The 22,469-nt window shown below is 66.0% G+C and carries 21 protein-coding genes and 1 tRNA gene; 10 read left to right on the forward strand and 12 right to left on the reverse strand.

What is annotated here, in order from left to right:
• Positions 1-13: 13 nt before the first annotated feature.
• From ASE30_RS17930 to ASE30_RS17955, 6 genes are all read right to left on the reverse strand, one after another.
• Positions 14-1,219, reverse strand: a complete 1,206-nt coding sequence (locus tag ASE30_RS17930) for an acetyl-CoA C-acyltransferase (RefSeq protein WP_057285621.1) — start codon at positions 1,217-1,219, stop codon at positions 14-16.
• A 16-nt stretch (positions 1,220-1,235) separates the two neighbouring features.
• On the reverse strand, positions 1,236-2,813 hold the full coding sequence (locus ASE30_RS17935) for an aldehyde dehydrogenase family protein (protein ID WP_057285622.1): 1,578 nt from the start codon (positions 2,811-2,813) through the stop codon (positions 1,236-1,238).
• Between the two features lie 22 nt (positions 2,814-2,835).
• On the reverse strand, positions 2,836-3,960 hold the full coding sequence (locus ASE30_RS17940; protein ID WP_057285623.1) for a zinc-dependent alcohol dehydrogenase family protein: 1,125 nt from the start codon (positions 3,958-3,960) through the stop codon (positions 2,836-2,838).
• Positions 3,961-4,030: 70 nt separating this feature from the next.
• Positions 4,031-4,486: a thioesterase family protein gene (locus tag ASE30_RS17945; protein WP_082601625.1), complete on the reverse strand. Its 456-nt coding sequence runs from the start codon at positions 4,484-4,486 to the stop codon at positions 4,031-4,033.
• A complete protein-coding gene (locus tag ASE30_RS17950) occupies positions 4,483-5,358 on the reverse strand; it encodes an SDR family NAD(P)-dependent oxidoreductase (RefSeq protein ID WP_057285929.1) in 876 nt (291 codons plus the stop codon). Before ASE30_RS17950 ends, ASE30_RS17945 begins: the two co-directional genes overlap by 4 nt.
• A gap of 5 nt (positions 5,359-5,363) precedes the next feature.
• Positions 5,364-5,843, reverse strand: a complete 480-nt coding sequence (locus ASE30_RS17955; RefSeq protein ID WP_057285624.1) for a MaoC family dehydratase — start codon at positions 5,841-5,843, stop codon at positions 5,364-5,366.
• A gap of 212 nt (positions 5,844-6,055) precedes the next feature.
• Between ASE30_RS17955 and ASE30_RS17960 the strand changes: the two genes are divergently transcribed.
• Positions 6,056-6,697, forward strand: a complete 642-nt coding sequence (locus ASE30_RS17960; protein ID WP_057285625.1) for a TetR/AcrR family transcriptional regulator — start codon at positions 6,056-6,058, stop codon at positions 6,695-6,697.
• A 75-nt stretch (positions 6,698-6,772) separates the two neighbouring features.
• Here ASE30_RS17960 and ASE30_RS17965 read toward each other — a convergent pair whose 3' ends face one another.
• Complete coding sequence (locus tag ASE30_RS17965; protein WP_057285626.1) at positions 6,773-8,398, reverse strand: AMP-binding protein; 1,626 nt, start codon at positions 8,396-8,398, stop codon at positions 6,773-6,775.
• A 229-nt stretch (positions 8,399-8,627) separates the two neighbouring features.
• Here ASE30_RS17965 and ASE30_RS17970 point away from each other — a divergent pair, with 229 nt between their 5' ends.
• Both ASE30_RS17970 and ASE30_RS17975 read left to right on the forward strand, forming a co-directional pair.
• A complete protein-coding gene (locus tag ASE30_RS17970) occupies positions 8,628-9,374 on the forward strand; it encodes an enoyl-CoA hydratase/isomerase family protein (RefSeq protein ID WP_057285627.1) in 747 nt (248 codons plus the stop codon).
• Between the two features lie 143 nt (positions 9,375-9,517).
• Positions 9,518-10,726: an ABC transporter substrate-binding protein gene (locus tag ASE30_RS17975; protein WP_057285628.1), complete on the forward strand. Its 1,209-nt coding sequence runs from the start codon at positions 9,518-9,520 to the stop codon at positions 10,724-10,726.
• Between the two features lie 225 nt (positions 10,727-10,951).
• Here the strand turns inward: ASE30_RS17975 and ASE30_RS17980 are convergent.
• From ASE30_RS17980 to ASE30_RS17990, 3 genes are all read right to left on the reverse strand, one after another.
• Positions 10,952-11,028, reverse strand: a tRNA-Pro gene (locus ASE30_RS17980).
• Positions 11,029-11,239: 211 nt separating this feature from the next.
• Positions 11,240-12,205: an octaprenyl diphosphate synthase gene (gene ispB / locus ASE30_RS17985; RefSeq protein WP_057285629.1), complete on the reverse strand. Its 966-nt coding sequence runs from the start codon at positions 12,203-12,205 to the stop codon at positions 11,240-11,242.
• Between the two features lie 176 nt (positions 12,206-12,381).
• The gene (locus ASE30_RS17990) at positions 12,382-13,551 is read right to left on the reverse strand and encodes a fumarylacetoacetate hydrolase family protein (RefSeq protein WP_057285630.1); all 1,170 of its coding nucleotides are present in this window, start codon (positions 13,549-13,551) and stop codon (positions 12,382-12,384) included.
• 122 nt (positions 13,552-13,673) lie between these two features.
• Here ASE30_RS17990 and ASE30_RS17995 point away from each other — a divergent pair, with 122 nt between their 5' ends.
• From ASE30_RS17995 to proB, 5 genes are all read left to right on the forward strand, one after another.
• Positions 13,674-14,432: an IclR family transcriptional regulator gene (locus ASE30_RS17995; protein WP_057285631.1), complete on the forward strand. Its 759-nt coding sequence runs from the start codon at positions 13,674-13,676 to the stop codon at positions 14,430-14,432.
• Positions 14,433-14,698: 266 nt separating this feature from the next.
• Positions 14,699-15,010: a 50S ribosomal protein L21 gene (rplU, locus tag ASE30_RS18000; protein ID WP_057285632.1), complete on the forward strand. Its 312-nt coding sequence runs from the start codon at positions 14,699-14,701 to the stop codon at positions 15,008-15,010.
• Positions 15,011-15,044: 34 nt separating this feature from the next.
• On the forward strand, positions 15,045-15,305 hold the full coding sequence (gene rpmA, locus ASE30_RS18005) for a 50S ribosomal protein L27 (protein WP_057285633.1): 261 nt from the start codon (positions 15,045-15,047) through the stop codon (positions 15,303-15,305).
• Positions 15,306-15,527: 222 nt separating this feature from the next.
• Complete coding sequence (gene obgE, locus ASE30_RS18010; RefSeq protein ID WP_057285634.1) at positions 15,528-16,664, forward strand: GTPase ObgE; 1,137 nt, start codon at positions 15,528-15,530, stop codon at positions 16,662-16,664.
• A 55-nt stretch (positions 16,665-16,719) separates the two neighbouring features.
• A complete protein-coding gene (gene proB / locus ASE30_RS18015; RefSeq protein WP_057285635.1) occupies positions 16,720-17,856 on the forward strand; it encodes a glutamate 5-kinase in 1,137 nt (378 codons plus the stop codon).
• On the opposite strand, the gene ASE30_RS18020 is transcribed toward proB, so the two are convergent.
• Positions 17,853-18,548 (reverse strand): response regulator transcription factor, encoded by a 696-nt coding sequence (locus ASE30_RS18020; protein ID WP_057285636.1) that lies wholly within the window; start codon positions 18,546-18,548, stop codon positions 17,853-17,855. The two genes, proB and ASE30_RS18020, sit on opposite strands and share 4 nt — an antisense overlap.
• A 78-nt stretch (positions 18,549-18,626) precedes the next feature.
• Here ASE30_RS18020 and ASE30_RS18025 point away from each other — a divergent pair, with 78 nt between their 5' ends.
• Positions 18,627-19,076: a helix-turn-helix transcriptional regulator gene (locus ASE30_RS18025; RefSeq protein ID WP_200964445.1), complete on the forward strand. Its 450-nt coding sequence runs from the start codon at positions 18,627-18,629 to the stop codon at positions 19,074-19,076.
• 120 nt (positions 19,077-19,196) lie between these two features.
• On the opposite strand, the gene ASE30_RS18030 is transcribed toward ASE30_RS18025, so the two are convergent.
• The gene (locus ASE30_RS18030; protein ID WP_057285637.1) at positions 19,197-19,760 is read right to left on the reverse strand and encodes a hypothetical protein; all 564 of its coding nucleotides are present in this window, start codon (positions 19,758-19,760) and stop codon (positions 19,197-19,199) included.
• 439 nt (positions 19,761-20,199) lie between these two features.
• On the opposite strand from ASE30_RS18030, the gene thiC reads away from it, so the two are divergent.
• Positions 20,200-22,113 (forward strand): phosphomethylpyrimidine synthase ThiC, encoded by a 1,914-nt coding sequence (gene thiC / locus ASE30_RS18035; RefSeq protein WP_057285638.1) that lies wholly within the window; start codon positions 20,200-20,202, stop codon positions 22,111-22,113.
• Positions 22,114-22,469: the final 356 nt, after the last annotated feature.

Genomic DNA, 22,469 nt, shown 5'->3' on the forward strand with positions numbered 1-22,469 from the left:
CGCCGCGCCCCGGTCAGTTCGCGATCTCGAACAGGCCGGCCGCGCCCATGCCGCCGCCGACGCACATCGTGACCACGGCATAGCGCACGCCGCGCCGGCGGCCCTCGATCAGTGCGTGGCCCGCCATCCGGGCGCCCGACATGCCGTACGGGTGCCCGATGGAGATCGCCCCGCCGTTGACGTTGAGCCGTTCGTCCGGAATGCCAAGCTGGTCGCGGCAGTAAAGCACCTGGCATGCGAAGGCTTCATTCAGTTCCCAAAGCCCGATGTCGTCTACCGTCAGCCCATGGTGCGCCAGCAGGCGCGGGACGGCAAGGACGGGCCCGATGCCCATCTCTTCCGGCCCGCAGCCGGCCACGGCCATGCCCCGATACGTGCCCAGCGGCGCAAGCCCGCGCCGACGCGCCGCGCTGGCCTCCATGATCACGCACGCCGACGCGCCGTCCGACAGTTGCGACGAGTTCCCCGCCGTGATGTGCTGCCCCGATTCCAGGCGCTGGCCGCCCTTGAACACGGGTTGCAGGCGCTCGAGGTTTTCCAACGTGGTTTCAGGCCGGTTGCCTTCGTCGCGGCTCAGCGTGATGGTCTTGATGGATTCCTCTCCGGTCGCGCGATCCGTCAGGCGCATCGCGACGGTCAGCGGCACGATTTCATCATCAAAGCGGCCGGCGGCCTGCGCGGCGGCGGTGCGCTGCTGCGACCGCAGCGCATAAGCGTCTTGCGCGGCCCGCTCGATGCCATAGCGGCTGGCGACGATCTCCGCTGTCTCCAGCATGCTCATGAAGATCTCGGGCTGTTCACGCATGAGATCGGCGTCGAACCAGCGGCTGCGGTTCATCGTGTCGTTCTGGACCAGCGAGATCGACTCCAGCCCGCCTGCCACCACGATATCCATGCCTTCCTGCGTGACCTGGCGGGCGCCTGCCGCGATGGCCATCAGTCCGGACGCGCATTGGCGGTCCAGCGTCATGGCAGCCACGTGCGCGGGCAGGCCCGCGCGCAACGCCGCCTGGCGCGCCACATTCATGTGCGTCGTGCCTTGCTGCAAGGCGGCGCCAAGAATCACATCCTCCACCTCGCCTGGCGCGATGCCGGCGCGCGCCACCGCGTGCGAGATCGCATGCCCGCCCAGCGTGGGCGCGGTCGTGTCGTTGAACGCGCCGCGGTACGCCCGGCCTATCGGCGTGCGGGCGGTCGAGACAATGACGGCTTCTCTCATGGTGATTCCTTGTTTGTCAGGGATGCCAGACGGTGTGGCTTTGTTCGCGCGCGAATTGCATGACGTAGTACGGGCCCAGTCCGCCCTTGCCGGTCATGCCCGACCCCTTCCATCCGCAGAACGTCTGGATGCCCGGCCAGGCGCCGGTGGTCGCGCCGCTCGCGCGGTTCACGTACAAGGCGCCCGCCTGGGCGCGGTTCAGAAACAGGTCGATCTCGTCCTCGTCGGCGGCGTAGCAGCCCGCCGTCAATCCGTAGTCCACCGCGTTGCCGTCATCGATCGCCGTCCGCAGGTCCGCGTACGGCTGCACCGCGACAAACGGCAGGAACAGTTCCTGCCGATGCAGCCGGTGCGACGCCGGCAAGCCGGCGGCAACGGCGGGTTGCGCGTAGTGGCCATAAGCCAGCTCACCCGCGCTCAAACGGCTGCCGCCCAGCGCCAGCCTGCCCGCCGCGCCCGCCTCTTCGCAGGCCGTGCGATAGCGCCGCCAGGCTCCCTCGTCGATCAGTGGGCCCATGAACACGCCGCGTTCGCGCGGATCGCCCACGGTGATCGCCCGCGCGGCCGCGCACAGCCGGTCAACAAAGGCATCGTGGACGCTGGCATGCGCATAGACCTTGGAGCCCGCCGAGCACTTCTGCCCTTGCAAGCCGAAGGCCGAACGCAGCACGCCCTGGACCGCGATGTCCAGATCCGCGCTTGCCGCGACGTAGGTCGGGTTCTTGCCGCCCATCTCGGCGATGACCGGTTTCGCGTGACGGCCCGCCCCCACCGCCTGCAGCAGGTCCATGCCCACTTCCAGGCTGCCGGTGAAGGCGTACCCATCGATGCCCGGATGATGCGCCAGCGCCGCGCCGGTCTGCGCGCCCCCGAACACCCCGTTCACGCAGCCGCCCGGCACGCCTGCGGCATCGCAGGCGCTGAGCAGCAAGGCGCCGGTCAGCGCGGCGCGCGGCGACGGCTTGTACACAACCGTGTTGCCCGCCAGCAGGGACGCGCAGATCATGTTGACGGAAAGCGCCAACGGAAAATTGAAGGGCGCGATGACGGCGAACACGCCGTAAGGCCGCAACACGTCATGCGTGCTTTCATTGGGAAATGCGCGGGCCAGCGGCTGGCGGTAGCCGTCGCTGCGTTCCGCCTGATCGCAGTAGTAGCGGATCAGGTCCACCGCCTCTTCGGCCTCGCCCAGCGCTTCCAGGCGCGATTTCCCGATTTCGATGATGGTGCCCATCGCAAAGTCGTACTTGCGTTCGGACAGCACCGTCGCCAGCCGGCGAAGCACCTCGATGCGGGCGGCCCAGCCTTGCGCGGCCCATGACGGCTGCGCGCGCCGGGCGCTGTTGATGGCCAGCTCGACGACGTCGCCCCCCGCAGCGGGAAAGCGCCCGATCAGCAAGCGGTGGTCGATAGGCGATAGCGCGTCCTGCAGGACATCGCCCCGCGCCGTGTGGCCGTCGAAGCGATGGAGCACATCCTGGCCCAGCATGCGCGACTGAAAATCGGGCAGCCGCCGGTCCAGCAGATCGTGCACCCCGGAGAAGTCGGTATGGATGTTCGAATAGGTAACGCGGGGCAGTTCGCGGTCGTTCACGGTCTATCCTCCCGGGCGGCGTTCAGAACAGCACGACCTGGCGGATGGCGGAGCCGTCGCGCGGGCGGTCAAAACCGGCATTGATGTCGTCGAGCGCCAGGCGGTGCGTCAGCAGCTTGTCCACCGGCAGGCGTCCGGACTGGAACAGCGAGACGAAATTGGGAATGTCCCGCTTGGGCACGCAGGTACCGATGTACGAGCCCTTCAGCGTGCGCTCTTCGGCCACCAGGCCCACGGCCTGCAGCGACAGATACCGGTCGGGCGGCGGCAACCCGCCCGTGACCGTCATGCCGCCGCGCGCCGTGGCGCGGTACGCCAGCTCCAGCGCCGGTATCGAACCCGCGAGTTCAAATACATACTCCGCCCCGCCGCCGGTCAGCTCGCGGACGTGGTCCGCGGCGTCCGGGTCGGAAGCATTGACGCAATGCGTCGCCCCCAGTTCGCGCGCCGTCCGCAGCTTGTCCTCGGACAGGTCCACCGCGACGATCTGGCGCGCCCCGGACACCTGGGCGCCCATCACCGAGCACAGTCCTACCCCGCCCAACCCCACGACCGCGACGGAGCTGCCGGGCGGAACGCGGGCGGTGTTGACCACGGCGCCCATGCCCGTCAGCACCGCGCACCCGAACAAGGCGGCGTGTTCGAACGGCAAGGAAGGATCGATCTTGACGCAGGATTCGCGCGACACCGTGGCGCACTCCGCGAACGCGGACACGCCCAGGTGGTGATTGACGGCGTGCGCGCCCAGATACAGCCTGCGGTCGCCGCGCAACAGGGTGCCCGCGCCGTTGGCCGCCGCGCCCGGCTCGCACAGGGCCGGACGGCCGCCCGCGCAAGGCAGGCAGCAGCCGCAGCTTGGCACAAAGACCATCACCACATGGTCGCCCACCGCCAGATCGCGCACGCCCTCTCCCAGGGCCTCGACCACGCCGGCGGCTTCGTGGCCCAGCACCATCGGCAGCGGCCGCGCGCGGTCGCCGTTGATTACGGACAGGTCGGAATGGCAAAGCCCCGCGGCCTTGATCCGCACGGTGACTTCGCCATGGCCCGGCGGCCGCAGGTCGATCTCGGCGATCTCCAGCGGGCGGGATTGCGCATACGGAACGGACGCGCCGGACTGGCGCAGAACAGCGGCTTTGATGCGCATGATGTCTCCTCTAGGGATGCGCGTGGATGCGGCAACGCCCGGGGTCTTCGGCCCGGGACGGCACAATCGCTCAGGGGGTGGCGCGCAGCAGCGGTTCGAGCGCGGCGCGCAAGGGCTGGGGCAGTTCGACCGGCCTGTTGCTTTCCCGGCCGACGTAGGCATGCGTGAAGCTGCCTTGCGCGGCGGCCTCGTCGTCCTGGCCGCGGAACAGGGCGTATTCGTAGGTCACGCTGGTGCGTCCCAGCCGCCCCACCCGCACCCCGATCACCACCGTGTCCGGAAACGCGACGGGCCGAAAATACGAGGTCTGGCTGTGCACCACCAGGCCGATCACATCGCTTGCGCGCAGATCCAGCACGCCCAGCTCGATCAGGGTCTGGTTGACCGCCGTATCGAAGTACTCGTTGTAGACCACGTTGTTCATATGGCCGTAGACATCGGTATCGCGCAGGCGCGTCGTCATGGGCAGCAGGCGGGGATAGTCGCGGCGGACAGTGGGCGCCGTGCGGGCGTTGGCTGCCGTCATGCGCCCTCCTGCGCCCGCTTGAGAATCCGGGCCACGTGCGCAAGCCCTTCCGCAGGCTCGACCAGCCTGGACAGGCTGGCGATGTCGTCGAAGTGCGCGGCGATGTTCTCCGGCGTGCGTTCGGCTTCAGGAAAATACAACCCCTCGCTTTCGACGATGGCCAGCCGCGCGTAGGTGCCCGCCCCCGCCAGCAGCGCCGTGCGGCTGGGCGCGGCGTCGCTGACCAGGAACAACGCGGCGGGCGTGACGTAAGCCGGGTCCAGCGCCTGCAAGGTTTCGGCATCGAACATCTCCGCCGTCATCCGCGTGGCGGCCGTCGGCACCAGCGCATTGACGTGGATACCATGGCGGGCGCCCTCCAGGTGCAGCACGTTCATCAGGCCGACCACGCCGGCCTTCGCCGCGCCATAGTTGGCCTGGCCGAAATTTCCGTACACGCCGGAGGTGGACGTGGTCATGAGGATGCGCCCGTAGCCCTGCTCGCGCATGACGGGCCACACGGCGCGCGCGCAATTCGCGGAGCCCAGCAGGTGCACGTCCACGACGGCGTTGAAGTCTTCGGCGCTCATCTTGGCGAAAGTCTTGTCGCGCAGGATGCCGGCGTTGTTGATCAGGATGTCGATGCGGCCCCATGCGTCCATCGCCCGGCCGGCCATGGCCGCGACATCGGCACTGTTGCACACGCTGCCGCCATCGGCGATTGCCTGGCCGCCGGCCGCGGCGATCTCGTCGGCCACGGCCTGGGCCGCGCCGCCAAAATCGTTCACGACCACCCGGCAGCCCCGGGCGGCCAGTTGCAGCGCGTGGCTGCGGCCCAGGCCCTGCCCGGCCCCCGTCACGACAGCGACGCGATCATCGAAGCGAATGCTCATGGTGCTCATCCTTGGAGAATGGTCATGGTGATCCAGTCGGCCACCAGAGCGGGGCGCGCCGCGCCCTCGATCTCCACGGTGACCGCATACCGGGTGGTGAATTCGCGCGCATTGCGGCGCGTGAACTCGCTGAGCGTGAATCGTCCGCGCACCCGCGCGCCGACCGGAACCGGCGTCAGGAAGCGGACTTTGTCGAAGCCGTAGTTGACGCCAATGGCGCCGTCGAAGGCGGGCAGCACGTCCTGGCTCAGGGCGGTCAACATCGACAGCGACAAAAACCCGTGCGCGATAGGGCCACCAAAGGCGCTTTCACGTGCTGCGCGTTCGGGATCCACATGAATGAACTGGTGATCGCCGGTGGCGTCGGCAAACAGGTTCACCTGCGCCTGCGCGATGGTGACCCAGGGCGAAACGCCGATTTCCTGGCCGACACGGTCGGCAAGCGCTTGCGGGGGACTGGCAATGCAGGAAACGTCGGAAGTCATGATGGCCGGGGAAGTGTGAGGTGGGCGGACCGAGCGGCAAAAAGAGGCGCTTGAAGTCGAAAACATACCGAGTAGTATAAACTTCGATTTTCGGATTTGTACAGGCCGCCGCGTGATCGAGTGGCGCCGCCGCAAACCGCCACCCATGCAGGCCAGGCTTACCGATTGGCTAAACTGGCGCTTTGCCGCCAGACAAGAATGGAGAATGCAGGATGAAGGGGGAACCTACGTTGACGGCTGCGCGCGATGACGGCATGGGCAATATCGAGATACTGACCGCGGCGGCCGAGTGCTTCATGGAACAAGGATTCCACGCATCCAGCATCGACGACGTCGCGCGGCGCCTCGGCGCCACCAAGGGCCGGGTCTATCACTACTACCGCTCCAAGACGGATCTGTTCTTCGACGTGCACCGCGAAGGCATGCGGCGCAACTTCGAGGCCGTGCGTCCGGTCATGAAAGAAAAAGGCCCGGCGGCCCAGCGCCTGGCGCTGATGCTCAAGCATCATGCGCTATCGATGATGGAGAACCTGGCCTTCGAAACCGTCGTGGTGCAAGGCGTGCACATGCACCGTCTGGGCGCGACGACCCCCGCCCAGCGGCAGACGCTGGCCGACCTCATGACCATCCGCGACGATTTCGAAGCTCTATTCAAGCGCGTCGCCTACGAAGGAGTGGAAGACGGCTCGCTCGCCATCGATGACGTGTCCGTCGCGGTCAAGGCAGCGCTGGGCGCGATCAACTGGCTTGCCGTGTGGTACCGGCCGCGCCTGGGCGAAACCCGCGACGACCGCGAGATTCTCGCCTCCAAGGTCGTGCACACCATCATCGCCGGACTGGGCAGCCGCGGCTGATACGCCGAAGGCGCACGTATCAACCGCAAGATGCGCGCCAGCCGCAGCGCCCGCATCACGCGGGCGCCCGGCGTCTCAGGCCAGCTTTTCGCGCCGCAGGCGTATTCCCGCGCGCTCACGGTCCCACGTGCCCTCGGCCAGGCCCTCGCTGCGCAGCACATGCTTCTGCAGCTTGCCGCTGGCGGTCTTGGGCAATTCATCAACCACCCGGACATAGCGCGGCACCATGTAATGGGGCACGCGCTCGGCCAGCCAGGCGATCAGCGTTTCCGGCTCGACGGCCGCGCCATCCACGGCCGTGACGACGGCCAGCACCTCGTCCTCGCCATGCTCGCTGGGCACCGCCACGGCCACCGCCTCGCGCACCGCGGGGTGCGCGCAGATCTCGCCCTCGAGCTCGAACGACGAGATGTTCTCCCCACGCCGGCGGATGACGTCCTTCAGGCGGTCGACAAAGTAGAAGACGCCCTCGGCGTCCCGCCGGAACGCGTCGCCCGTGTGGAACCAGCCATTGCGCATGGAGGCAGCGGTCGCCTCGGGATTGCGGTAGTAGCCGGAAAACAGCGCCCACGGGCGATGCGAGCGGATCAGCAGTTCGCCCACGTCGCCGTCCGGCACCGAACGGTCCTGCGCATCGCCCACGCGCAGCTCGAACCACGGCCGCGGCTTGCCGCAGCGGCCCGCCTCGGTCAGGCCCGGACCGGCGCTCAGGGGGCTGGCGATCTCGGTCATGTTGTAGACGGTGTACAGATCCACGCCGAACCGGGTCTTGAACGCCGGCGCGTCCTCGCCAAAGGGCACGATGAACACTTTGCGCAAGGGATGTTCCAGGTCGCGGGGCGACGCCGGCTGCTTGAGCAGGAAGTTGGCCATGACGCCCAGCAGCAGCACGACCGTGCTCTCGGTCTCGCGAATCGCGTCCCAGAATTCGGCGGTGCGGAACTCCGGCACCATCGCGATCGACCCGCCGTAGGCGAGCATCGCATAGACGTACAGGGTGCTGCCGCAATGGAAAATCGGTCCCGCGATCATGCAGCGGTCTTCCGCCGTGATGCAATCAAAGGCATCGGGGCCCATGGTGAATAGCTGCACATAGGACGTCACCACGCCCTTGGACAACCCGGTCGTGCCCGACGTGTACATGATCGACTGCGTGTCCCAGGGCTCGATCGGCGACTCCGTGGCCAGCAGATCGCCGGCGGCCGGCTCGCCGGGCGCGTCCTCCAGCTCGGCAAGCGCCACGCCGGCGGGAACGGAGGGCTCGGCGTCCGCCTCGCCGGTCAACAGCACCCGCGACAACGCGCCCGGCGCCAGCTCCCGCAGACGACCCGCCAATGCCCGGTGCGCCAGCATCAGGGACGCCTGCGCGTTTTCCAGCACATGCTCCAACGGCCTGCCCCGCAACGCGGTATTCAGCGGCACATAGACCGCGCCCAGATAGTTGATGGCGAACCAGCTCGTCAGCAATTCCGGCCCATTGCCCATCCAGCACAGCACCCGGTCGCCCTGACGCACGCCCTCGCGGCGCAGGGTGGCCGCGCGGCGGCGAACCTGGGCCAGCGTCTGCGCATAAGTCCAGGCGGGACCGTTATGAAACCGGACAAAGATTCTATCGGGTATCTTTTTGGCCTGGTTCTCAAGCAAATAGCGTAGTACGCATGCCTGACGGTCCGGCACTCCCGCCTGTGCTTCCTGATTCATCCAACGTCTCCTCGTTTGCTGTTTCGCGTTATTTTTAATGACTTTTCGACTGCCATCCAGGGTCGCCGGATGCGGATTTACCCGCACAAGCCGTCCTGTCCCGGGCTCAGGGCAAGCAATCGTCTTGCGATTTTTTCAACATACTTGGTAGTATATCCACGAATCGCCGCAGCAAGTGGAAGATTCCGGGACGGTTTCCCGGGCTCCGGCCGGCGGAAAAGGACGGCAGATGGACATGATTTCAATCGAGCGCCTCGATGCGGTCGCGATCGTGCGGTATGACCGTGGCGGCAAGGCGAATGCCCTGAACCTCGCGGCGATCGACGCCTTGACCGACGCCGCGCACCAGCTCGCCCGCGACGACCGCATCCATGCCGTGGTGTTGACCGGCACTCCGGACGTGTTCAGCGCCGGCATCGACTTGAAGGACCCGGGACTGTGGGGCCACGACGATCCCATGGCCACGCAGCGCGCCCTCGCTCGCGGCGAAACCCTGTGCCGCGCCTGGAGCGAGATGCCGCAACTCACGATCGCGGCCATCGACGGCCCGGCGGTAGGCGGCGGCGCCGTGCTGGCGCTGGCCTGCGACTGGCGTGTGCTGGGCGCCAACGCCTCTGTCCGACTGCCTGAGGTTCGCCTTGGCATGCCGCTGGCCTGGGGCGGCCTGCCAAGGCTGGCCAGCCTGGCGGGACCGGCGCGCGCCAAGCTGGCGCTATTCACCGACATGCGCCTGGACCCCGCGACGGCCCTGCAATGGGGACTGGCCGATGCCCTTGCCCCGGCTGGCGAGGCGCTGCGCGCGGCGCTTGAACTCGCCCGCGAGGCCGCTGCATGCCCCGCCCTGGCGCTGCGCCTGACCAAGCGCGCCATCGACGCACAGTTCGACGCCAGCCATCAGGCGCATGCCCAAACCGACCAATTTCTGCTGTGCCATATGTTGTCCATCGACCGCAGCCGGTCAGGCGTTCCCGCCTAACCGGCCGCACCAGCTGGCCGCGACTGGCTGCCGCGCTTGGCCGGCCGCGACTGGCTTGCCATACCCGACCCCCGTCCGGCCGAAACGCCGCCGCTGCACTTCCGATCCGCCTGAGAGCGGACGTAATCCTGGAGGAATGACAAATGAACCGCTTGCTTACCGCCCTGCTCCTTGCCGGGACGTTCACCTTGCCGGCCGCCCACGCGCAGACCGACAAACCCATCCGTATCGGCGTGCTGACCGACCTGTCGGGCATGAACGCCGACCTGTCGGGCCAGGGTTCGGTGGAAGCCGCCCGCATGGCGGTCGAGGACTTCGGCTCCACCGTGCTGGGCCGCAAGATCGAAGTCATCTCCGGTGATCACCAGAACAAGGCCGACGTCGGCTCCGCGACCGCGCGGCGCTGGATCGACCAGGACAACGTCAAAGCCATCGTCGACGTCCCCACCTCGTCCGTCGCGTTGGCCGTGCAGGAGATCACGCGCACCGCGAACATCGCCTTCCTGGCCTCGACGGCGGGCACCTCCGACCTGACCGGCAAGGCCTGCTCGGCGTCCACCGCCCAGTGGACCTACGACACCTATGCGCTGGCCAACGGCACCGGACGCGCGCTCACGGAATCCGGCATCAAGAAGTGGTACTTCCTGACCGCCGACTACGCCTTTGGCCACGCCCTCCAGGCCGATACCGAGAACGCCGTGAAAAACGCAGGCGGACAGACCCTGGGCGCGGTCAAGCATCCCCGTGCCTCGAATGACTTCTCTTCCTTCCTGCTGCAGGCGCAGTCATCGAAGGCCGAGATCGTGGCGCTGGCCAACTCCTCGGGCGACACCACCATGGCCATCAAACAGGCCAACGAGTTCGGCCTGATCAAAAGCGGCCAGAAACTCGCCGGCCTGCTGATGTTCATTACCGACGTCGATGGCGTCGGCCTGGACCAGGCGCAAGGCCTGGTGCTGACCACGGGCTTCTATTGGGACATGGACGACCGCACCCGGGACTGGACCAAGCGCTACGCCGAGCGCATGAAGGGCCGCGTGCCCACGATGGCGCAAGCCGGCGTCTATTCCGCCGTGCTGACGTTCCTGAAGGGCGTGCAGGAAAGCGGAAAGCTGGAAGGCGACGCCGTCATGAAGCAGATCCGCGGCATGAAGATCGACGACATGTTCGCGCGCAACGCCTATCTGCGCGAAGACGGTCGCCTGGTGCACGACATGTACCTGGTGGAAGTCAAAAAGCCGTCCGAATCCAAGGCGCGCTGGGACTACTTCAAGATCCTGCGCACGATCCCCGGCGACAACGCATTCCGGCCGCTGAACGCCGGCGGCTGCCCGCTGGTGGCGGCCAAGTAGCCCCCGCCGTCACACGAAGAACCCCGCGCAATCCCAGCCGGCCCCGCGAAAGCGGCGTCGGCTGTTTTGTTTGCATCAGGGAACCGGCCACCACTCGTGTGTGTCGCCCCTGGCCGGCCCTTCAACTCGCGGCAACGACCAGACGCAAAAAAGCCGGCGTCGCTTTCGCTATTCCGGCTATTGCCATGGTGTCGGGAACACCACCAAAATTTCGACCACATGGAGTGGTCGGGGCGAGAGGATTCGAACCTCCGACTCCTGCGTCCCGAACGCAGTACTCTACCAGGCTGAGCTACGCCCCGAGTCTTAGTTACTACCTTAGTTGCTACAACTACTACTTCGACTCTTACTACTACCAACCTGACGGCGCTCAGTGCTGCCAGATTCTGCTGCTGATTCTCTTCGCGGCTTTCTTCACTTTCACTATCGGCTCATCCGATCTCTCGGAACTGCCTTCAGTGATCATGTGTCAGTGATCAAGCTTTTTTCAGTGACTTTCCCGCCGCCTTTCGGCTAACGATCTCTATTCACCGCGAAAGCGCAGAATTCTAACAGAGAATTTTGAAAAGGGGAAATGGGGTAGATCGACAGGGCTTTGCGGGCGCGATCGGCCTCGGCCACGGCGGCCTGGCGGGCATGCTCCAGCGCGTCGGTGGCCTGAATGGCGGCGGCCACGGCGGCGAAGTCGGCGTCGCCCGTCTTGATGGCGTCGCGGATCAGTTGCTGCTGTGCCGGCGTGCCCACTTCCATGACGCGGATCAGCGGCAGGGTGGGCTTGCCTTCGCGCAGGTCGTCGCCCACGTTCTTGCCCAGGGCCGCGGCGTCGCCGCTGTAATCCAGCACGTCGTCGACCAGTTGGAACGCGGTGCCCACATGGCGGCCATAGGCGGCGGCGGCGGCTTCCTGTTCCGGGGTGGCGCCCGCCAGCACCGCGCCCACCTGGGCGGCGGCCTCGAACAGCTTGGCGGTCTTGTAGCGCACGACCTGCAGGTAGCGTTCTTGCGAGACGTCGGGGTCGTGCACGTTCAAGAGTTGCAGGACCTCGCCTTCGGCGATCACCGTGGTGGCTTCGGACAGGATGCTCATGATGCGCATCGAGTCGGCCTCGACCATCATCTCGAACGAGCGGGAATACAGGTAGTCGCCCACCAGCACGCTGGCGGCGTTGCCGAACACGGCATTGGCGGTTTCACGGCCGCGGCGCAGATCGGACTCGTCGACGACGTCGTCGTGCAGCAGCGTGGCCGTGTGGATGAATTCCACCACGGCGGCCAGCAACTGGTGATGCGTGCCCTCGTACCCGAGCGCGCGTGCCACCATCAGCACCATGGCCGGGCGCATGCGCTTGCCGCCCGCCCCAATGATGTAGTCGCCGATCGTGCGGATCAGGACGACATCGGAATTCAGCCGCTCGCGGATAACCGCATCGACGGCTTTCATATCGTCAGCAATGGGGGCAATGAGCGCGGGGAGATTCAAGACGTATCCGACAAGTGTGAAGCGAGCCGCGTGACGGCTCTTACCGCTGGGCCCGCCAGCGGAGGCGGGGGATTCGACCACGGATTATACGGGGAGTGCACGGGGAAATCCGGGCGCGGCCGGAATCGGCGGCGCCCGGTCTGGCGCGGCGTGCCCGCGCCGCCCTTCCGGCCGGATCAGCGCCCGCGCGGCAGCAGGCCGCGCGCGGCCAGATTGGCGTACAGCGCACGCACGCCGAATGTCCAGGGCGGGATTTCCGTGGCGAGCTGGACGTCGTTCACGAGCGCGCCCAGGCGCTCGGACGCGATCACGACGCGATCGCCCAGGCGGTGGGTGAAGCCGGTGCCGGGACCGTTGCGGTCCTGGCTGGGCGAAAACATGGTGCCCAGGAAGAGCATGAAGCCGTCGGGGTACTGATGATGCGCGCCGCAGGTCTGGCGCACCAGATCCAGCGGGTCCCGGCTGATTTCGCGCATGTGGCTCACGCCATCCAGTTCGAACCCGTCGGGGCCTTCGATGCGCAGCGACACGTCGGCCTGCCGCACGCTGTCCATATTGAAATCGCCGTCGAACAGCCGGATGAACGGGCCAATCGCGCAAGACCCGTTGTTGTCCTTGGCCTTGGTCAGCAGCAAGGCGCTGCGGCCCTCTATGTCGCGCAGGTTGACATCGTTGCCCAGGGTGGCGCCTACAACTTCGCCCCGGCTGTCGACCGCCAACACGATCTCGGGCTCCGGGTTGTTCCACTGGGATTCCGGGAGCACGCCGATCCGCTCGCCGAAGCCCACCGACGCCATGGGCGGCGTCTTGGAGAAGACCTCCGCGTCGGGGCCGATGCCCACTTCCAGGTATTGCGACCATTGGCCGCGTTCAAGCAGTTCCGCCTTCAGCTTGGCCGCTTCGGGCGAGCCCGGCCGCAGGCGCGACAGGTCGGAGCCGACCAGCGCCTGCATCCGCACGCGGATCTCGTCGGCGCGGGTAGCGTCGCCGCCGGCCTGCTCCTCGATCATGCGCTCCAGCAGGCTGATGGCGAAGGTGACGCCGGCCGCCTTGACGGGTTGCAGATCGCAGGGGGCTAACAGGCGCAGGCCGCCTTTGCCTTGCAAGGCCGCGGCCATCAAGCTCCGTGCATCGCCCAGCGATTCTCCTTCGGCGCGTGCCGCGAGCGCCACGCGGTCGGGACGGTCCAGCAGGTCCGATACCGTGGGGACGACGGCCGTGATGTCTATCACCTGACCTTCGCGCACCACGACGACGCTGGGCCCATCCGCCGGCGCCGGACGCCATACGCGCCCCACCAGCAGCGCCTTCGACAGATCGGAAGGCAATGTGTTGTCTTGGTTCATTGGTCTCCACCTTTAATGCCTTGTGTGCCGCATTCCAATACGGTGCAAAGCAGTCTAGGGGACTTCATTTATCATGTCCAACATAATGACTTGACGTCCAATATATTGGAATCTACGCCCACATGGCCAATGACTACGACGTTCCCGCCATCCGCCGCACTCACGACATCCTGCGGGTTCTGGCAAACCGCCGCGCCCCTGTCAAAGCCGCGGAACTGGCCCAAGCCTGCCAGCTCGCCAAGAGCACGCTGTATCTGTTGCTGGACTGCCTCGAGCAACGCCGCTGGATCGAACGCCGGGACGGCGGCTACATCGTCGGGCTGGAACTCATGGCCCTGGGCTTTGCCTATCTACGCCAAGATGGCCTGCAGGCCGCCTTCCAGCAAACGGCGAGCGCGTTCGTTGCGCGCAGCAACGAAGTCGTGCAATTGGCGGTGCTGGACGGGTTCGACGTGGTCTATCTTGCCCGCGAGGACGCGCGCCGTCCGGTCAGGCTGGTGTCGGACCTGGGCTTGCGCCTGCCCGCGCACGCCTGCGCGCTGGGCAAGGCGCTGCTCGCCAGCCTGTCGCCCGACGAGCTGCACGCCTGCCTGCCCGCCGCCCTGCCCCGCGTCACCGACCGCACGATCGCCGACATGGCCGCGCTCAACCGCGAGCTGGACGATGTGCGCCGTTCGGGCCTTGCCCAGGATCTGGAAGAAGTCGCCACCGGCCTGGTCTGCTACGCGGCCTACGTGGGCGTGACGGCGTTGGGCAAGCGGGTCGCGGTCAGCACTTCCATCCCCACCGACCGGCTGGACGACGCCCGCCGGCTCGAGTTGCAGGAGGGCATCCGCCGGGTGGCCCGCGACCTGGCGCTACGGGTCCTGCCGGCCGCCTGAAGCCTCCGCGCCACACCTAAGCCCTTAGCCTGCAACGGCTTTTTGACTTTCTGAAATCTCCGGGCTAATATCTCGGATTCGGTCAGCAATGCCCGAATTACGTCGGTTGTTTACGTTAACCCTCTGGGTTCAGAGTTTTCCACGTCTTGCCTTGCAGGCATCCACCTCCAGGCATCCAAAGACACCGGACTCTTCCAGTAGCGGCAATCCCGTCCAGCAGGGCGGGCAGCGTAAATGAACCCATTTACCTATTTAAGGAACACCCCATGTACGCGGTCGTAAAAACCGGTGGCAAGCAGTATCGCGTTGCCGCTGGCGAAAAACTCAAGATAGAACAGATACCGGCAGACATTGGGCAAGAAATCACCCTGGACCAAGTGCTGTCCGTGGGCGAAGGCGACCAACTGAAAGTTGGCACGCCCCTCGTCTCCGGCGCTGTGGTCAAGGCAACGGTTCTTGCGCAAGGCCGCCACGACAAGGTCAAGATCTTCAAGATGCGCCGTCGCAAGCACTATCAGAAGCATCAGGGCCACCGTCAGAACTACACCGAAATCCGCATCGAAGCCATCACGGCTTAAGAAGCGACTCGGTACCACTTAGCAGGAGCTAAACATGGCACAGAAAAAGGGCGGCGGCTCTACGCGGAACGGACGCGACTCAGAATCAAAGCGTCTGGGCGTCAAGACTTTTGGCGGTGAACTGATTCCCGCTGGTTCGATCATCGTGCGTCAGCGCGGTACTCGCTTCCACCCCGGCGTGAACGTCGGCATGGGCAAGGACCACACCCTGTTCGCGCTGGTCGACGGCAAGGTTCAATTCGGCTTCAAGGGCGCATTGAACAAGCAGACCGTTTCGATCATCGCTGCCGAGTAATCGGATAGCGAGCCTGCAGTTTGCGGGTCCGCGGACACCAAGTCCACGGACCAGCAAGCTCAGCAACGCGGTTCGCCGCGTTCTCGAACGGCAAAAGCCCTGTCGCATGCGGCAGGGCTTTTTTGTTTCAAGGCAGAATGGCCAGTAATCTGTAGCCACTGCCCTCCCGGCGGCGCCCGAAGCCTGCGGCGCGGCCCTCACTTATCTACACGCGCATACACCATGAAATTCGTAGACGAAGCCACCATTGAAGTGGTCGCCGGCAAAGGCGGCAATGGCGTGGCGAGCTTTCGCCGCGAAAAATTCATCCCCAAGGGCGGCCCGGACGGCGGCGACGGCGGACGCGGCGGCACCATCTATGCGGTGGCCGATCGCAACATCAATACGCTGATCGACTTCCGCTACGCGCGCCTGCACCGCGCCAAGGGCGGCGAGAACGGCCGCGGCTCCGACCAGTACGGCGCGGCCGCTCCGGACATCACCCTGCGCGTGCCGGTGGGCACGATCATCCATGACGCCGAAACCGGCGAAGTCCTGTTCGACCTGAACACGCACGAACAGAAAGTCGTGCTGGCGGCCGGCGGCCAGGGCGGCATGGGCAACATCCACTTCAAGTCCAGCTTGAACCGCGCGCCCCGCCAGTGGACGCCCGGCAAGGAAGGCGAACACCGCTACCTGCGCATGGAACTGAAGGTGCTGGCCGACGTGGGCCTGCTGGGCCTGCCCAACGCCGGCAAGTCCACGCTGATCACGCGCATCTCCAATGCGAAGCCGAAGATCGCGGACTACCCCTTCACCACGCTGCACCCCAACCTGGGCGTCGTGCGCACCTCGCCGTCGCGCAGCTTCGTGGTGGCCGATATTCCCGGTCTGATCGAAGGCGCCTCCGAAGGCGCCGGCCTGGGGCACCTGTTCCTGCGCCATCTGGCGCGCACCCGCGTGCTGCTGCATCTGGTGGACGTGTCCACGCCGGATCCGGATGCCGACCCTGTCGAGCAGGCCGTCATCGACGCGCGCGCCATCGTTGAAGAACTGCGCCGCTACGATCCCGAACTGGCCGCCAAGCCGCGCTGGCTGATCCTGAACAAGCTGGACATGGTGCCCGACCCCGAGGATACCCAGCGCCGCTTTCTGGAACTCTACGACTGGAAGGGGCCGGTCTTCGGCATTTCCGGCCTGTCGGGCGAGGGTACGCAAGACCTGCTCTACGCGCTGCAGGATTACCTGGACGCCGAACGCGAAAAGGAACACCTGTCGCAGGATCAGGCCGATGGCTCCTATGTGGCGCCAGACCCCCGCTTCGATGACACGCGCACGGATGCAGACAAGCCCGCCGCGCCGCGCGGCGGCGACGAATAAGCCATAATCGCAGTCCCTACGATTACGTCTTTTCCTGCCGCAGCCGGCCCCCATCATGTCTGCTGAATCACCTGCCGTTTCCGTCGTCACCAACGCCCAGCGCCTCGTTGCCAAAGTCGGCTCGTCGCTGGTCACCAACGAAGGCCGTGGCCTGGACCGCGCCGCCGTGGCGCACTGGGCCGCGCAGATCGCCGCGCTGCACAAGCAGGGCAAGCAGGTCGTGCTGGTTTCCAGCGGCGCCATCGCCGAGGGCATGGCCCGGCTGGGTTGGCGCAAGCGCCCGTCCGTCATGCACGAGCTGCAAGCCGCGGCGGCCGTGGGCCAGATGGGACTGTGCCAGGCCTATGAAGCGGCGTTCGCCGAGTACGGCCTGCGCACCGCGCAGATCCTGCTGACCCACGAAGACCTGGCCGACCGCCACCGCTACCTGAATGCGCGCAGCACGCTGTTCGCGCTGCTGCGCCTGGGCGTGGTTCCGATCGTGAATGAAAACGACACGGTGGTCACCGACGAAATCCGGCTGGGCGACAACGACACGCTGGGTGCGCTGGTCACCAACCTGATCGAAGCCGATACGCTGATCATCCTGACGGATCAGCGCGGCCTGTACGAATCCGATCCCCGCAAGAACCCCGACGCCAAGTTCATGTCGCACGCCCAGGCCGGCGATCCCGCCCTGGAAGCCATGGCGGGCGGCGCGGGCAGCGGCATCGGCACCGGCGGCATGCTCACGAAGGTACTGGCGGCCAAGCGCGCGGCGCACAGCGGCGCGCACACCGTCATCGCATCGGGCCACGAACGCAATGTGCTGACGCGGCTGGCTCAGGGCGAGTGCATCGGCAGCGAACTGCGCGCCGTCCTGCCGGTCTGGTCCGCACGCAAGCAATGGCTGGCCGACCATCTGCGGCTGCGCGGGCGCGTGGTGCTCGATGACGGCGCGGTGCAGGCGCTGCTGCGCGAAGGCAAGAGCCTGCTGCCCATCGGCGTCATGGAAGTGGAAGGCGAGTTCGGCCGCGGCGACGTGGTGGCCTGCGTGGATAGCGAAGGGCGTGAGTGCGCTCGCGGCCTGATCAATTATTCGTCGGTGGACACGCGCCGCATCCTGCGTCAGCCTTCGTCGCAGATCGCGCGCATCCTGGGCAGCATGACAGAACCCGAGCTCATGCACCGCGACAACCTGGTCGTGCTTTAGGACTTGTCCGGCCAGGGCTGCACCGTGGCGACGCCGTGCGGCATCAGGATGTACCCCCAGCCGCGCACCGCGAGCACCGGCAGTTCCATGTTGAAGCGCCGCGCCTTGCTGCGCAGCCGCGACACGACCACGTCCACGCGCCGCGCCCCGTCCAGGGGGTTACGCGCATCGCCAGGAAAGAAGCGCTCTCGGTGCAGGCATTGCCCCGGCGCATTGAGCAGCCGGACAAAAAACGCACGTTCGCGCGCGGTCAGGGGCAGGCGTTCACCGGCGGGGCCGGCCAGCACGCGTTCGGGCGTGTCGACGCGCCACAAGCCTGCGCCGCGTCGCGCGCGCCGGTACAGGCTGCGCAACAGGGCATCCCATTCCAATGATTCCATGCCGCCCGGCGCGCAGGCGTCGACACCGGCATCCAGGGCCGCGGCGCGTTCAACGGCGGTGACGCCGCACGCCTGCCAGACCAAGGCGGCGCCTGGTGCCGCGCGGCGCAGGGACGCGACCAGCTCGGGCATGCCCGCGCTTGCGCCGCGCAGCACCAGGGCGTCCGCGACCTGAGTCGACAATTGCTCCCGCAGTGCCATCGGGGAATCGAAGACACGAACCTGCCACCGCATCCGACGCAACGCAGCGGCGGGGTTGGTGCCCGTCATTTCGTCGAGTTGCACGACGAAGACGCTGCCACGTTCCTGCATTGCGCAGCCCTCCACACATATCACCTAGGTAATGTTTATAACTACCAAAGTGCCCGATCCGCAAGCTTCAATCGCCTTGTGAAAACATTCTCAGACCGACTGAAGCATGCACGTCTCTTGCGTGGTCACACGCAGAAGGCGCTTGCCCGTTTAGTGCGCATTTCGCAAAGTGCAATCGGCAGCTACGAAAGTGGTTTGCGGCATTCCAGCCGCTCCGCCCGAAAACTGGCGCAGGTTCTGAAAATCGAGGTCGAATGGCTCGAGACCGGCAAGGGTCCCATGGAGCTGCCCATGGACGGCTACGACCTGAGCAACACGCTGCCCGCCTCGGGCGTGGCCGAGTCCACGCCGCGTCCGGGAGGCCGGCAGCGCCCCATGGCGCCCTGGCCCTACCCGAACATCTCGCCCTCGCAGTTTGAATCGCTCACGCCCGACGATCGCATGATGCTCGAGGCGCTGACACAGACCTTCATCGAAACGGCGCTGCTTCGCCGTGGCATCAAGCCGCGCGGACGCAAGATCGGCTGATTCCGAAGGAAAAGCCCCTTTTCACGCGCTGCCCCCGGACGTTGCCGTTGCTGCCTTGCGGCGGCCGGACATAAGAAAGCCGCGGTCGATACGACCGCGGCTTTTTCATTGCCGGACGAATCAGGGCTTGGGAGCGGGCGCCGGAGCCGGAGCCGTGCCGCCTGCAGGCGCGGCCGCCGCGTCGCCGCGGATCTTGGCGGCGATCTCGGAAGCGGCCTGGGCCGACGGCACGCCAAAGGCCAGGACACCGCGATTCAGCGGCTCGCCGATAAGCGGCGCGGCGACGAGTTCCTGATCGATGACCAATGCCAGCACGCTGCCGACATTGTTAGTGCTGACGCTGGTGAGCTTGCGCGTGCCGGCTTCGGAGAAGCGCAGACCCACGAAGTTCTGGCCTTGGCGGTCGACGAGGGCGGCGGCGTCGGTAAGATCGGCGCGCGTCAGGACCGGCGTTTCCTGAAGATAGAGCTTGCCATCGGGCAGGCTGAGTTCACGCAGGCCAGGACCAGGCTCACGCTTGGCCAGATAGAAATCCACCCGCGATGCGGTGGCGGTGGCCGCGGATTGCTGGCCGGCTTCGGGGGTGGTCGTGGCGCCGGACTTAGTCGGGGCGGTCTTGCAACCCGCTAGCGCCAACGTCACGACAACCAAGGCGGGCGCCAATGTGCGTAGATTCAGTTGCATGCTCGTTTCCTTCTTGAATGGACTGATGCCGGACGGTAAGACACTAAGACTGTACACGCGGCGTGCAGCAAAAAGTGTACCGAACCTGCATGACGCCGTCTGTCCAGTCTGAATCCAAATGTAATGCAGTAATACGAGCCCTGCCCTGGGCTGTGTCCCATGAGGCGGCGCGGCCTTCGCACCGCGCCATGATCAGGACATGATCCGGCCAAGACCCAGCCCAGAACCCAGCCATTGGAATGCCGGTCAGTTGAGGCTCTATACTTCGCTTTCGCGCAGGGGTACTCGTCCCGCTTTCAGGGCGGCGACGTGTTGAGAGAGTCCCTTCGTACCAGTACGGATAATGCCGATGCTGGGAGCCGTATTCCCGCCACGCGTCCTCGCACGCCTGGCGGGAGTCCATTCCCGATCGGCTCCAACCACTCGCTTGGAGCTTTCAATGAACGCCAATCCCAAATTCCTGGCCGCTACCGCCGAAGTCGACGCGGCGGCCGTCGCACCGCTGCCCAAATCCCGCCGCGTGTATGAAATCGGCTCGCGCCCCGACATCCGCGTGCCGTTCCGGGAGATCGAGCAGGACGATACGCCAACGATGTTCGGCGGGGAAAAGAATCCGCCGCTGACCGTCTATGACTGCAGCGGCCCCTACACCGACCCCGAGGTACGAATCGATATCCGTCGCGGCCTGCCCGAATTGCGCCGCGCGTGGATCGAGGAGCGCGGCGATACGGAAGTGCTGTCGGGCCCGACCAGCGACTACGGCAAGGAACGCCTGACCGATCCCAAGCTGACGGCGATGCGCTTTGACCTGCAGCGGCCGCCGCGCCGCGCCACGTCCGGCGCCAATGTCTCGCAGATGCATTACGCGCGCCGGGGCATCATCACGCCGGAAATGGAGTACGTGGCGATCCGCGAGAGCCTGCGCCGCGAGCACTATCTGCAGACGCTGCGCGACAGCGGTCCCGACGGCGAGAAGATGGTCAAGCGCCTGTTGCGCCAGCACCCGGGCCAGTCGTTCGGCGCGGCCATTCCGGCCGCCATCACCCCCGAGTTCGTGCGAGACGAGATCGCGCTCGGCCGCGCCATCATTCCGGCCAACATCAACCACCCCGAAGTGGAGCCGATGGCCATCGGCCGCAATTTCCTGGTTAAGATCAACGCCAACATCGGCAATTCCGCGGTCAGTTCGGGCATTGGCGAGGAAGTGGAAAAGATGACCTGGGCGATCCGCTGGGGCGGCGACACGGTGATGGATCTGTCTACCGGCAAGCACATCCACGAAACCCGCGAATGGATCATCCGCAATTCGCCCGTGCCGATCGGCACGGTGCCGATCTATCAGGCGCTGGAGAAGGTGGACGGCAAGGCCGAGGACCTGACCTGGGAGATCTTCCGCGACACGCTCATCGAGCAGGCCGAGCAAGGCGTGGACTATTTCACGATCCATGCGGGCGTGCGCCTGCCGTTCATTCCGATGACGGCCGATCGCATGACGGGCATTGTGTCGCGCGGCGGTTCGATCATGGCCAAGTGGTGTCTGGCGCACCACAAGGAGAGCTTCCTGTACGAGCGCTTCGAAGAGATCTGCGAAATCATGAAGGCCTATGACGTCAGCTTTTCGCTGGGCGACGGCCTGCGTCCGGGTTCGGGCTATGACGCCAACGACGAGGCGCAATTCGCTGAACTGAAGACGCTGGGCGAACTGACCCAGGTGGCCTGGAAGCACGATGTACAGGTGATGATCGAAGGCCCCGGCCATGTGCCGATGCAGATGATCAAGGAGAACATGGAGCTGCAGCTTGAGCACTGCCACGAGGCGCCGTTCTATACGCTGGGGCCCCTGACGACCGACATCGCGCCGGGCTATGACCACATCACGTCGGGCATCGGCGCGGCGCTGATCGGCTGGTACGGCACCGCGATGCTCTGTTATGTGACGCCCAAGGAGCACCTTGGCCTGCCGAACAAGAAGGACGTGAAGGACGGGATCATTACGTACAAGATCGCGGCGCACGCAGCCGATCTGGCCAAGGGCCATCCGGGCGCGGCGATCCGCGACAACGCGCTGTCGAAGGCGCGTTTCGAATTCCGCTGGGACGATCAGTTCAACCTGGGCCTGGATCCGGATACCGCGAAGGAATTCCACGACGAGACGCTGCCGAAGGACTCGATGAAGGTGGCGCACTTCTGCTCGATGTGCGGTCCGCATTTCTGCAGCATGAAGATCACGCAGGATGTGCGGGATTATGCGGCGGCTCAGGGGGTTAGCGAGAAGGAGGCGTTGCAGAAGGGGATGCAGGAGAAGTCGGTGGAGTTCGTGAAGAAGGGGGCTGAGGTTTATCAGCGGCAGTGAGATTTGTTTGGTGTGTTTTTTGTGGCGGGTTAGGGAGTTCTTAAGACGCCGGGCGTGGCGGCTGCCTTCGGATTCCCTCGGGCTTATCTGACGCCCCGCACCCCCAGGCCCCCGCCACGCCAGGCTTTTTTGGTTTCAGCTTCACGGACGCTGGGGCGAGTTGGGTTCTTCAGGTTCTCACCCACGGTGGGGGGTAGAGGAATATCTTGCGGTGCCCGCCCCCGGCCGGCCGCGCCGGCGGCCTTGGGGGGCTTACGCTTTGTCTTGCGTCGCGACGGTGTCGCTTCGCGTGTGGCTGCTCTGTGGCTGGGTTCTTGCCACGATTTTTTCGCTTGCGAAAGATCTTGCGTTGCTTG

It is taken from the genome of Achromobacter sp. Root83, from assembly GCF_001428845.1.
In the GTDB taxonomy this organism is placed as follows: Bacteria; Pseudomonadota; Gammaproteobacteria; order Burkholderiales; family Burkholderiaceae_B; genus Achromobacter.